This is a genomic window from Oceanicaulis sp. UBA6590 (assembly GCF_002433705.1).
Taxonomy (GTDB): Bacteria; Pseudomonadota; Alphaproteobacteria; order Caulobacterales; family Maricaulaceae; genus Oceanicaulis.
In genome coordinates, this window is sequence record NZ_DJIQ01000039.1 from 63,642 (window position 1) to 74,466 (window position 10,825).

Genomic DNA, 10,825 nt, shown 5'->3' on the forward strand with positions numbered 1-10,825 from the left:
TGGTAGCGTCCACGCACGTGGTGTAATTTCAGCGCCGTCGAAGGTGTAATCCCGGGTGGTCACCGAGGTGTATGATCGAGGTGGAGTTTGGCGACTTCAACCACGGATCACACGGAGACCCCGATGACCAAGACGAACATGGACCTGTCCGAGCTTATGGCCAAGCATGACCAGGGCGATTTCCTTCGCACTATCGCCGAGGCGGTGCTGCAACTGATCATGGAGGCCGATGTCGACAGCTTGATCGGTGCTGGGCGCCACGAGCGCAGCGGCGAACGAACGACATGGCGGAACGGGTATCGTGAGCGCGCGCTCGATACCCGTCTGGGCACGCTGAACCTGCGGGTACCGAAGCTGAGGCAGGGCAGCTACTTCCCGGGCTTCCTCGAGGCTCGGAAGACCTCTGAACAGGCGTTGGTGGCCGTAATCCAGGAAGCGTGGATCGGCGGCGTCTCCACCCGTCGCGTCGACGAGCTGGTGCAGGCGATGGGCCTGTCCGGCATCTCCAAGAGCACGGTGTCGAAGCTGTGCAAGGACATCGATGAGCGGGTCGGCGAGTTCCTGAACCGCCCGTTGACCGGCGAATGGCCCTACGTCTGGCTCGACGCGACCTACCTCAAGGTCCGCCAGGGCGGGCGTATCGTGCCAGTCGCGGCCATAATCGCCGTGGCAGCCAACACGGAGGGGCGCAGGGAAATCATCGGCCTGGGCATCGGGCCGTCGGAGGCCGAGACATTCTGGACCGAGTTCCTGCGTTCCTTGAAAGCTCGGGGACTGGACGGCGTGCGCCTGGTCATCAGCGACGCGCACACGGGGCTCAGGGCTGCCATCGCTCGCGTCTTCGAGGCGACTTGGCAACGCTGCCGCGTTCATTGGATGCGGAATGCACTCGCCCACGTGTCGAAGGGCCAGCACACTGTGGTCGCCGCGGCGATCCGCCAGGCTTTCGACCAGCCTGACCGCACCCATGCTGGTGAGATCTGGCACAAGGTCTCAGAACAGCTGCGCCCCCGCTGGCCAAAGCTCGCAGACCTCATGGATGCCAGCGAGCACGATGTTCTGGCCTACATGTCCTTCCCCCGCCAGCACCGCACCAAGCTGCACTCGACCAACCCCATCGAGCGGTTGAACAAAGAGGTGAAGCGTCGCGCCGACGTCGTCGGGATCTTTCCGAACGAAGCCTCCATCACACGTCTGATCGGTGCCGTCCTGTTCGAAGCCAACGACGACTGGCAGACATCAAGCCGCTACATGATGGTCGAGGCCTTCGCCCAGATCGACAAGGAGGAGATCGACCCCATTCTCAGCATTACCACGAAAGCCGCCTGATCATGACCTCAGGCCATCCGGGAATTTACACCACCTTGACGGACACGACCTTTCGAATGAACCCTTCCCTCAAGTGGAGCCGGTCAGTGCGAATGACCCGCATGGGAGAGCGCTGCGGTGTTCGGCTCCTCCAGGCTGCAACTGGCCATACCGTCCCAGTCGATGCCGATCGTCGGGTGTTCGATGCTGAACTTCCTCTTCAACTCATGCTCGACCTGCTTGCAGACACCCCGAATATCGGCATCTTCCGTCGGCTGCACCTGAAGCGTCGCCAGCACACGACCGGAGGTCAGCGACCAGACATGGATATGGCTGACTTTCTGAAGCCCCGGAACGGTCTTGAGCAGATGTTCGGAGATCTGGGTGCTTCCGGCGTTAACAGGTGCGCCTTCGAGCAGGATGTGCAAGGTGTTCTTGAGCAGGCTCCATGCGCTGCGCAGGATCAGCAGGGACACGAAGACCGACAGGATGGGGTCGATGGGGGTCCAGCCCGTATACCAGATCACGATAGCTGCAACGATCGCGCCGACCGAGCCGAGCAGGTCGCCCATGACGTGCAGGATGGCGCCCTTGACGTTGACGTGCTCGGAATCTCCGCGCGTCAGATACCAAAGCACGAAGAGATTCACGAGCATGCCGATAATGGCAACGACGAACATCGAGCCAGCGAGGACCGGCTGGGGTTCCCGGAACCGTTCGATAGCTTCATAGACGATGAAGCCGACGATGCCGAACAGTGTAAGGGCGTTGACCAGGCCGGCGATTACCTCGAAGCGGGCATAGCCAAAGGTGCGCTGGCTGTCGGCGGCGCGGCGGCCGAGGCGGAAGGCGACATAGGCGAGGCCGAGCGCAATTGCGTCGGTCAGCATGTGGCCGGAATCGGCAAGCAGCGCGAGCGAGCCCGAGATCACGCCGCCGACGGCCTCCACGATCATGAAAGTGAAGATGATGAAGAACGAAATGAGGATCTTGCGCTCGTTGTCCTTCGTGACTGTCGGGACATGCGAGTGGTCATGATCGTGGCTGCCACCGTGGCTATGGTCGTGCTTGGAGTGGTCGTGACCGTCATGGTCGCTGTGGGAGTGTGATGAGTTTGCCATTGCTCGTTTCCGATTACATCAAGTCAACAATTGAATAGGTGTTCAAGTATATGTCTGTCAACCGGCTGCGCGATTTTTTTGCCATCTGCCCGGAGCCTCTAGAGCCGATGGGCAGTGACCGCGTACAGAGCAATGCTGACACCTTCGACGTTGAAGATCTGGCTCATCCTCGAAAACAAAATGGGCAGTCCAAGGACTGCCCATTTTGACACTGCTATGAACCTGGGGACACCTTCGGTAGCGGCTTGGCGCTCGCGATCAGTAGGCAGGAGGTAGCATCAGGCGGCCGCCGCGGCGCCTTCGGCCGGATAGCCCGCTTCGGTGAGAACGGCACGCAGGTCCGCCTCGGTCGCGGATGATTCAACACGGACCTCACGCTTGGGCGGATCAGTCTCGATCTTCGCGGCGGCATCAACGCTTTGCAGCGCCTTGGTTACCGACTTGGCGCAACTGCCGCATGTCATGTTGGGAACGGTGAAGAGATACATGGAGGGCTCCTTGATTTGAGTCCTCTGGGAAATGGGGCTTTCCACCGTTGGAAGGTCAAGAGGCAAAGTTCAGAAACTATCTGCTTGACCTTGCCACTGTTGTAAGCCGCAAGCATCCGACATGCCAAGACCGCGATCCTCAAGCGCCACGGGCTCGTTTTAAGACCCCGGCATGATGGACTGGCGGTGGCATCGCCTCTCTCGATCATCTCCCGTCTCCATACAAATATTGAACAGTTGTTTATGTGTTCAAATGTTGTATAATCTGGCTGTGACCCGCTACGCGCGATACATCTCGTCATCGCGTGAATGCTCGACAATCGGAGAGGGACAATTGGCTTGCCTATGGTCCGTGAGCATATGATCCGGACGGCGGCCCTCGGATGAAGGAGACCGCCAAGTTCCCTGACTCCATCGAGTTTCGTCACCTTCGCTACTTCATAGCCGCTGCCGAACATGGCAGCTTCCGAAAGGCAGGGAGTTCGTTAGGTTTATCGCAATCGGCAATCAGCCGTTGCATCGCCGACCTCGAAGACAGGATGGGCGCGTCACTCTTTCACCGGCACGCATGGGGCGTATCGCAGACCTTTGCGGGGCAGCGTTTCCTTCATCGCGCGCGTCGGGCTATCAAGACGATAGACGAAGGCGCTCACGAAGTTGCCGCCGCAGGACGATCCGAGCAGGGACGAGTGCGGATCGGCATCTATTCGTCCATCGCTTCGGGCTTTTTGGCAAAGCTGCTGGCAAGCTATGGTCGGTCTCATAAAGACGTCAGGATCGAACTGATCGATGGCAATCCTGCCGAACACGTCGCGGCCATCCGCCAGTTCCGCCTCGACGTCGCCTTCCTGACCGGCGACCGGGAATGGCCCGGATGCGACCGGGCGCCTCTGTGGTCCGAGCGGGTTTTCGTTGTGCTGCCCGATCTCCACCCCCTGGCGGCTTTGGACGAGGTGATGTGGAGAGACCTCGCCGATGAGCCCTTCATCGTCAGCGAAGCTGCGCCGGGCCAGGAGATCCATGACCATCTGGTGCGGGAGTTGGCGGACCTCGGCCGGCATCCCGAAATCCAGGTTCAATCGGTCGGCCGGGACAATCTGTTGCCTCTGGTGGCGATCGGCCAGGGCCTTACGCTGGTAAGCGAGGCCATGACAGTGGCCGCGCTTCCAGACATCACATACCGGCCCATCGCCGGCGAGATGCTTCCATTTTCGGCGGTCTGGTCTCCGGCGAACGACAATCCCTCGTTCCGCAGGTTGCTCTCCATGGCAAAGGCGGCATCTGCCAAGGCCGCGAAGCTTAGGCAAGCGGCTTCGCAGATTGGGGCGAGCGACGTGCTTTTGCGAAGCCGCGATCCGTTGCCATAAACCTTTCGAGCATGGGAACGATCAGCCGGACAGGATCGGCAACAGGTTGCCCCGTCTCCCGTCCCAGCACCTCGGCATAGACGACAAGATCGCGATGAACGGTCGCGGGCAATTCCACTGTCACCTTCACCGGCTTGTCATCGGGCAGCGGCCCAAGCTTCAGTTTCGACATGATCAACCTCCTGCCGGTTCGAATACCAGATCGCGGGTGACGATGATCCTGACCGGGAACCCCGGGCGAATGGTCAGTGTCGGCGCGACCTGCAACTGACGCTGGACGATCTGCTGTCCGGCCTGGTTGATCGTGTCCACCGCGCCATCGCGGATCGCCTGGACCAGGCGGTCTTCGTCATCGGTGGCGAGGTCCGCGCCGATCGCGAGCAGCGTGGACAGACCCGCTGCGCGCATAAGATCCCACCAGTGGTAGTCGACGCCATCCTCGAGGCCGGCATAGCCGCTCGCATCCGCGCCCGGCAGACGTTCGAGAACGATGGACCGGCCTCCGGGAAGGATCAGGCGGTTCCAGACCAGCAGCACGCGGCGTTGGCCGAACGTCACACCGTCATCGTATTGGCCGATGATGCGGGTTCCTTGTGGGATCAGCAGCAGCGATCCGGTCGGGCTGTCATAGACATTCTCGGTGACCTGCGCGGTGATCTGCCCCGGGAGATCGGAGCGAATGCCGGTGACAAGCGCGGCGGGTATCACCGCTCCGGCCTGAAGGATGTACGGCGAGGCTGGCGGCTGAATGCGATCCGATGCGACGGTTTGCCGGTCCACCGGACCGTTGAGGAAAGAAGTATGCCGGCTGCCCTCGGGTTGTTCGGTGCCGCCCAGACCCGGAAGGTTCACGCCGACCCCGGCCGTCGTCGCCCTGCCAGATGCCGTCTGGAAAAAGACACCGCTCAGACGCGCGGTTTCCTCCTCTGCCCTGCGGCGCTCCGCTTCCGGATCGACGGTCGGGCCCACAATCGGCGGAGGGGTCACGGGCACTCCGCGCTCCTGCGCATCGAGGATCGGTCGCCCGAGGTCACCGGGCAGTGCGGGTCCCAGAACCGGGCCGGTATAGTCGGACGGCAGCCCTTCCAGGCCGTCCGCTGCCGGTCGGTTGTCTATGGAATAGAGTTCTCCACCTCCCGGCCCAGCCTCACGGGTCTGGAGCGCATAGATCAGCGCCCCCCCGATTCCCAACAGCGCGACCGCTCCGACACCGGCCAGAACCTTGCGCGACAGTCTGGTCACGCGGGGCGGATCGGGACGCAGACGCATCGGAGCCGCGGGATCGGTGTCACTCATGACGCCCCTCCCTTTCGCGCATCCCCCTCCGCCCGCGCATCCGCCTCGCGCTCCTCCATGCGCACGATCCGGACCACCTGCTGGCGGTCTCCTGCCCCCAGCCGGAGCTCCGCCGCACCGAAGAGGCGATCCACGATCAGCACGTTCCGGTGAATGCGGCTGTTGACGATCTGTGGTTCTCCGTCGGCGCCGAGCACGAAGAGCGGCGGCATCTCGCCCTGGGCGATACCAGCCGGGAAAACGACATAGACGCGGCGGCCGTCGTCGAAGACAGAAACCGGGCGCCAGGGCGGGCTTTCCCCCTGGATCTGCAAGCCGTAGCGATGATTGCGGGCAGAGGGCGCCGGAATGGTCGGCGCGGTTGCCACAGCCTGTCGCCCACCACGAGGCGCTGCCGGATAGGCCCAGGCAACCGAGGGCATGTAGAGCGCCTCGCGTGCACGCAGCTCGATCGTATACACCCGCCTGTCAGTGCTGATTACCAGGTTGGTCGAGATGTCGTCCCGCGTCGGTTTGACGAGGATGTGGACGCGGGCAGTGGATCCGGACCCGCTCTCCGTGTCGCCGATGATCCAGCGCGTGGTATCCCCCGCAGCGATCGGACCCGCGCCGGTCAGACGTTCGCCTGGCTCGAGTGCAATGTTGGTGATCTGACCGGGAGCGGCATAGACCTGATAGAGCGCGCCTTCCGACCAAGGGTAGATCTGGATCGCATTGTAGTAGCCCTCGCGGCGCGGCTCGACCCGGGCGGCGGCATTGGCGTTTTCGATACGTCCGGTCGGTGTGCCTGCCGCCGCTCCGCCATGCGCCACTATCCAGACGGGCGGCGTATGCAGCGGCCGAGGGCGTTTCTCGGTGACCGAGACAGGTGGAGTGGGCAACGGCGGCACGGACTCGTCGTAGCTGAATTCCGGTACCGGGTTACTGGCGCACCCCGCCAGCATGGATGCGGAAAGCAACAAGGCCACCAACATCGGCGTCCTGATGTCCGGAGACCTGATTGCATGAAGATGCTGTTCAGTCATTGGCCCATCTCCCGCGACCAGGAGATCGCATTGACATAGATTCCGAGGGGATTGGCGCGCAGGCGCTCGGCGCTGCGCGGGGTCTGGATCACGACGGTCAGGATCGCGGTCCATCGCTCGGTCGTGGAAAGCTGGCCGTTCTCGTAGTGGCGCTCGGTCCAGGCGACGCGGAACGATCCCGGTGAGGCCCGGATGACAGAGGACACCTCGACAGCGATCTGTTGGCGACCGACGCGGGTGAACGGGTCGTTGGCGCGGGCGAAGTCGTTAAGTGCTGCCGCGCCACGGTCCGTAGTGAACTCATAGGCGCGCAGCCAGTTTTGCCGCACGATGATCGGGTCAGCGGGGATGGAACGAACCTGTTCGATGAAACGGCCAAGATGGAAGGCGATCTGCGGATCGGTGGGCTCGTAGTCGGCCGAGGCCGGCGCGACAGCCTGGGCCTCGCCGAGCGCGTCGACCTGAACGACCCAGGGTACGACGGTACCACGCGCAGATTGCCAGACCAGGGCGCCAGCAAAGCCCGCCGCTAGGATCAGGCTGGCGAAGGCCATGTAGCGCCAGTTGCGGGCCTGGACGCGGGCGGAGCCGATACGCTCGTCCCAGACCTGCGCGGCCCTCTGATAGGGCGTCTCTGGCTGAGGTGTCTTGCCATAATGGGTGGCGGAGCGCCTGAAGAGGTTCATGAGCGATCCCTTTCGGAGAGATTGACGGAGGAGCCCGAGCCGTGGCTGTCGCCCGACCGGACGGCATGGGCCGCAGCGCGCACGCCATGGCTCACGGCGTGGCTATGGCGCATGCGCTTCGCCCAGGCTGGCGGGCCATCGGCGAAGGACGGGCCGGAGCTGCCAGGCTCGGATGCCGCGCTGCCGACCGTGCCCATCGAGGTGGTTCCGCCCGTCGCCGCAACACCGCCCTTGACGCCCTCGGCGTAGCTGGACTGGATCCCGCCAGCCGCGCGAGAGGACGCCTTCTTGAGCGGTGATGCCGCGGCAGCGGCCCCGGCGCGCGCCACACCAGCCATCCCGCCGGGGAGACCACCTCCGCCCATCGAGCCAAGCGTGTAGGCGCTCGAGGCAGCACCCGCCGCGGAGGCGCCGCCACGTGCCAGGGCGGCGCCTCCGGAGAGTGCAGATCCAGCTCCGCGTGCTGCGAGCATGGTTGCCCCTCCGGCCCCGATCGCAGCGCCACCAGCGGCAAGGCCGGTGCCTATGGCCGCCCCCGCGCTGAGTTGGGGCCCGCCGGACACCAGACCTGAGGCGATGCCGGGGCCGAAGATTCCGAGGCCCAGCAGAGACAGGGCGGCCAGAACAATCGCCATGGCGTCATCGATGGTCGGCGTCACGCCGCCGAAACCTGCGGTGAACTGGCCGAAGAGCGTCGATCCGATGCCGATGATCACGGCGAGGACCAGAACCTTGATGCCGGACGAAATGACGTTGCCCAGCACGCGCTCGGCCATGAAGGCGGTCTTGCCGAAGAGGCCGAAGGGGATCAGCACGAAGCCCGCGAGGGTCGTGAGTTTGAACTCGATCAGGGTAACGAAGAGCTGCACCGCGAGGATGAAGAAGGCGAGGATCACCAGCGCCCAGGCGAAGAACAGGCAGAGGATCTGGACGAGATTCTCAAAGACCGCGACCCAGCCCATCAGATCGGAGATGCTTTCGAGCAGCGGTCGCCCGGCCTCTAGCCCGGTCTGGGCCACGCGGCCAGGGCGCAGAAGATCTGCGGCGGAAAACCCGGTGCCCGAGGCCATCAGACCGAGGCCCGCGAAGCTCTCGAAGACGATCCGGGCGAGGTTGTTCCAGTTGGAGATGATATAGGCGAAGACCCCGGCAAAGAGCGTCTTCTTCACCAGCCGGGCGATGATGTCGTCATCGGCGCCCCAGGCCCAGAACAGGGCCGCCAGCGTCACGTCGATGACGATCAGCGTGGTGGCGATGAAGGCGACCTCGCCGCCAAGCAGCCCAAACCCGCTGTCGATGTAGCTGGTGAAGATGCCCAGAAAGTTGTCGATGACGCCGGTTCCACCCATGGCTCAGTGATCTCCCGAATGCTGCGGCGCGTCAGATGCAGGCGTCCGACCGAGGAACCGGTCACGGTTCTCAGCCCAGGCGGCGAGGCAATCGGCATCGCTGGAAGCGGCCTCGCCAAGCTGCTGGCACCGGCGCAGCGTCGCGCGGAGAGGATCGGCAGACGGCTGGAGCGCGGGCGCACTGCTGGCCGACACGGGAGCTTCCTCGCGTGTCATCTCGATCACCGTGGCTGTGATCGCGATCGCTACGAATACGATGGCCGCGATCCGGGCCAGCACCTTCCCCTCCATCGTCTCCCCTCCCGGCCTCAGTTGAACATTTGCGCGTTGCCTGGCTGGTAGCCCGAGCCCGGCGTCAGGAAGCGCTCGCGCTGGATGCGGCCCTGTTCAGCAGCGGTGGCGCGCTCGGCCTCAGTCAGCGCGTTGGCGCGGCCGTTTGCCGAGATCACCGCGATCAGATCTGAGAGCTGCTGCGATTGCAGCGCGAGGAGCTGGTTGCCCGCCTGCGTGGCCTGCAGAGCACCGACCGCGTTCTGGCTCTGCCCCACGAGCGCGGACATCTCGGCGCCATTGGCTTCGATATTGCCAACGACTCCGGCCTGCACGCGCATGGCATCCTGCAGGCCAACGACGGTGTTCTCCCAACGGGACCGGGCTTCGGCGATCAGTTGCTGGTCGGTCGCCGTCAGGGAAAGGTTGCCATAGTCCTGCTGGAACATCTGGTCGATGCTCTGCACGTCGAAGGCGATGTTCTGCGCCTGCGCCAGGAGCTGCTGCGTGCGGCTGACGTTCTGCTGGATCTGCTGGAGCGCGGAATACGGCAGGTTGGCGAGATTGCGCGCCTGGTTGATCAGCATCTGCGCTTCGTTCTGGAGCTGTGCGATCTGGTTGTTGATCTGCTCCAGAGCCCGCGCTGCGGTCAGGAGATTTTCCGCGTGGTTGGTCGGGTCGTAGACGATGAAAGGTCCCCCGCCGATGCCGAAGAGCGCGTGTGCGGGCGGCGCTGCGATGGGCGACATGGCCATGGGCATCGCCAGCGCCAGGGCGAACAGCGACGGGCCGGCGAACCGAAACGTAATCTTGCGTGTCATGGTGTGACTTCCTCTTCTTCAAGGTCGATGTCGGCGTCCTCAACAACAGCAGTGGCCGGAAAGGCCCCGTCCGCGTCGATGGAGAGATTGGTGAGGTCGGGGATCAGCTCGGCGGCCCAATCGAGGCCATGCGCCTTCAGCCAGGCGGCGAGGAAGCCGTCTTGGCCGTGTCCGGCGCAGATCTCGGCAATCAGCGCCTGGGCCGATTTGGACGACGCCGCGCAGAGGGCCAGACCGACGTCGCTGAGGCCCAGCTCGAACAGCCGGTTGCCACGCCGCGACTGACAGTAGTAGTCGCGCTTGGGCGTGGCCCGCGCGAGGATCTCGATCTGCCGGTCATTGAGGCCGAAGCGACGATAGATAGCGGTGATCTGCGGCTCGATCGCCCGCTCGTTCGGCAGCAGGAGCCGTGTCGGGCAGCTTTCGATGATCGCCGGCGCGATGGAACTGCCGTCGATGTCGCTGAGGCTCTGCGTCGCGAAGATCACTGAAGCATTCTTCTTTCTCAGCGTCTTCAGCCATTCGCGGAGCTGCTCCGCGAAGGCATCGTCATCAAGGGCCAGCCAGCCCTCGTCGATGATGAGCAGCGTGGGGCGTCCATCAAGCCGATCACCGATCCGGTGGAACAGGTATGAAAGGACGGCGGGCGCCGCGCCGGTTCCCACCAGCCCCTCGATCTCGAAAGCCTGCACATCCGCCGATCCCAACTGTTCGGTCTCGGCATCGAGCAGCCGGCCATAGGGTCCACCCACGCAGTATGCGCGAAGCGCCTGCTTCAGTTCGTTGGACTGCAGCAGGACCGCGAGGCCGGTCATGGTCCGCTCGCCCACAGGGGCCGAGGCCAGCGAGGTCAGCGCGGTCCAGATATGTTCCTTCACATCCGGAGTGATCTGGATGTTCTCGCGCGTCAGGATGGCGACGATCCAGTCGGCCGCCCAGGCGCGCTCCGACGTCTCGTGAATGCGGGCCAGCGGCTGTAGCGAGACGGAACTCTCGTCCGCCTCGGTCAGCTCTCCGCCGAGGTCGTGCCAGTCGCCTCCCATGGCGAGCGAAGCGGCGCGGATCGAGCCGCCGAAGTCGAAGGCGAAGACCTG

The 10,825-nt window shown here is 63.9% G+C and carries 12 protein-coding genes; 2 read left to right on the forward strand and 10 right to left on the reverse strand.

The features are described from left to right. Window positions 1-123: 123 nt before the first annotated feature. Window positions 124-1,329, forward strand: coding sequence for an IS256 family transposase (locus B2Z70_RS08480; protein ID WP_064790855.1), 1,206 nt, complete (start codon window positions 124-126; stop codon window positions 1,327-1,329). A gap of 83 nt (window positions 1,330-1,412) precedes the next feature. Here B2Z70_RS08480 and B2Z70_RS08485 read toward each other — a convergent pair whose 3' ends face one another. Together B2Z70_RS08485 and B2Z70_RS08490 are read right to left on the reverse strand one after the other, a co-directional pair. After that, on the reverse strand, window positions 1,413-2,429 hold the full coding sequence (locus B2Z70_RS08485; protein WP_064790349.1) for a cation diffusion facilitator family transporter: 1,017 nt from the start codon (window positions 2,427-2,429) through the stop codon (window positions 1,413-1,415). Between the two features lie 278 nt (window positions 2,430-2,707). Further along, window positions 2,708-2,917 (reverse strand): heavy-metal-associated domain-containing protein, encoded by a 210-nt coding sequence (locus B2Z70_RS08490; RefSeq protein ID WP_064790348.1) that lies wholly within the window; start codon window positions 2,915-2,917, stop codon window positions 2,708-2,710. Window positions 2,918-3,300: 383 nt separating this feature from the next. Between B2Z70_RS08490 and B2Z70_RS08495 the strand changes: the two genes are divergently transcribed. Beyond that, entirely contained in the window at window positions 3,301-4,284 is a 984-nt protein-coding gene (locus B2Z70_RS08495; RefSeq protein WP_064790347.1) for a LysR family transcriptional regulator, read from the forward strand. On the opposite strand, the gene B2Z70_RS08500 is transcribed toward B2Z70_RS08495, so the two are convergent. The 8 genes from B2Z70_RS08500 to B2Z70_RS08535 all read right to left on the reverse strand — a co-directional run. Then, a complete protein-coding gene (locus B2Z70_RS08500) occupies window positions 4,217-4,456 on the reverse strand; it encodes a DUF2274 domain-containing protein (RefSeq protein ID WP_064790346.1) in 240 nt (79 codons plus the stop codon). The genes B2Z70_RS08495 and B2Z70_RS08500 overlap by 68 nt on opposite strands. Window positions 4,457-4,458: 2 nt before the next feature. Beyond that, window positions 4,459-5,580 carry a TraB/TrbI/VirB10 family type IV secretion system protein gene (locus B2Z70_RS08505; protein ID WP_064790345.1) on the reverse strand — a complete coding sequence of 374 codons (1,122 nt, stop codon included), beginning with the start codon at window positions 5,578-5,580 and terminating at the stop codon, window positions 4,459-4,461. Further along, window positions 5,577-6,605: a P-type conjugative transfer protein TrbG gene (gene trbG, locus B2Z70_RS08510; RefSeq protein ID WP_292982476.1), complete on the reverse strand. Its 1,029-nt coding sequence runs from the start codon at window positions 6,603-6,605 to the stop codon at window positions 5,577-5,579. Before trbG ends, B2Z70_RS08505 begins: the two co-directional genes overlap by 4 nt. Next, window positions 6,602-7,291 carry a conjugal transfer protein TrbF gene (gene trbF / locus B2Z70_RS08515; protein WP_292982478.1) on the reverse strand — a complete coding sequence of 230 codons (690 nt, stop codon included), beginning with the start codon at window positions 7,289-7,291 and terminating at the stop codon, window positions 6,602-6,604. Before trbF ends, trbG begins: the two co-directional genes overlap by 4 nt. After that, the gene (gene trbL / locus B2Z70_RS08520; RefSeq protein WP_114089511.1) at window positions 7,288-8,640 is read right to left on the reverse strand and encodes a P-type conjugative transfer protein TrbL; all 1,353 of its coding nucleotides are present in this window, start codon (window positions 8,638-8,640) and stop codon (window positions 7,288-7,290) included. Before trbL ends, trbF begins: the two co-directional genes overlap by 4 nt. A gap of 3 nt (window positions 8,641-8,643) precedes the next feature. Beyond that, window positions 8,644-8,931, reverse strand: a complete 288-nt coding sequence (gene trbK-alt, locus B2Z70_RS08525; protein ID WP_064790341.1) for a putative entry exclusion protein TrbK-alt — start codon at window positions 8,929-8,931, stop codon at window positions 8,644-8,646. A 17-nt stretch (window positions 8,932-8,948) separates the two neighbouring features. Further along, window positions 8,949-9,731, reverse strand: a complete 783-nt coding sequence (trbJ, locus tag B2Z70_RS08530) for a P-type conjugative transfer protein TrbJ (protein ID WP_064790340.1) — start codon at window positions 9,729-9,731, stop codon at window positions 8,949-8,951. Then, window positions 9,728-10,825: TraG/VirB4 family ATPase (locus tag B2Z70_RS08535; protein ID WP_518167577.1), on the reverse strand; the 1,098-nt coding region annotated here is incomplete at its 5' end. The genes trbJ and B2Z70_RS08535, both read right to left, overlap by 4 nt.

Bases quoted from the DNA above. Each gene is read 5' to 3' on its own strand.
- B2Z70_RS08480 (WP_064790855.1), top strand. From the start codon at position 124: ATGACCAAGACGAACATGGACCTGTCCGAGCTTATGGCCAAGCATGAC.
- B2Z70_RS08485 (WP_064790349.1), bottom strand. From the start codon at position 2,429: ATGGCAAACTCATCACACTCCCACAGCGACCATGACGGTCACGACCAC.
- B2Z70_RS08490 (WP_064790348.1), bottom strand. From the start codon at position 2,917: ATGTATCTCTTCACCGTTCCCAACATGACATGCGGCAGTTGCGCCAAG.
- B2Z70_RS08495 (WP_064790347.1), top strand. From the start codon at position 3,301: ATGAAGGAGACCGCCAAGTTCCCTGACTCCATCGAGTTTCGTCACCTT.
- B2Z70_RS08500 (WP_064790346.1), bottom strand. From the start codon at position 4,456: ATGTCGAAACTGAAGCTTGGGCCGCTGCCCGATGACAAGCCGGTGAAG.
- B2Z70_RS08505 (WP_064790345.1), bottom strand. From the start codon at position 5,580: ATGAGTGACACCGATCCCGCGGCTCCGATGCGTCTGCGTCCCGATCCG.
- trbG (WP_292982476.1), bottom strand. From the start codon at position 6,605: ATGACTGAACAGCATCTTCATGCAATCAGGTCTCCGGACATCAGGACG.
- trbF (WP_292982478.1), bottom strand. From the start codon at position 7,291: ATGAACCTCTTCAGGCGCTCCGCCACCCATTATGGCAAGACACCTCAG.
- trbL (WP_114089511.1), bottom strand. From the start codon at position 8,640: ATGGGTGGAACCGGCGTCATCGACAACTTTCTGGGCATCTTCACCAGC.
- trbK-alt (WP_064790341.1), bottom strand. From the start codon at position 8,931: ATGGAGGGGAAGGTGCTGGCCCGGATCGCGGCCATCGTATTCGTAGCG.
- trbJ (WP_064790340.1), bottom strand. From the start codon at position 9,731: ATGACACGCAAGATTACGTTTCGGTTCGCCGGCCCGTCGCTGTTCGCC.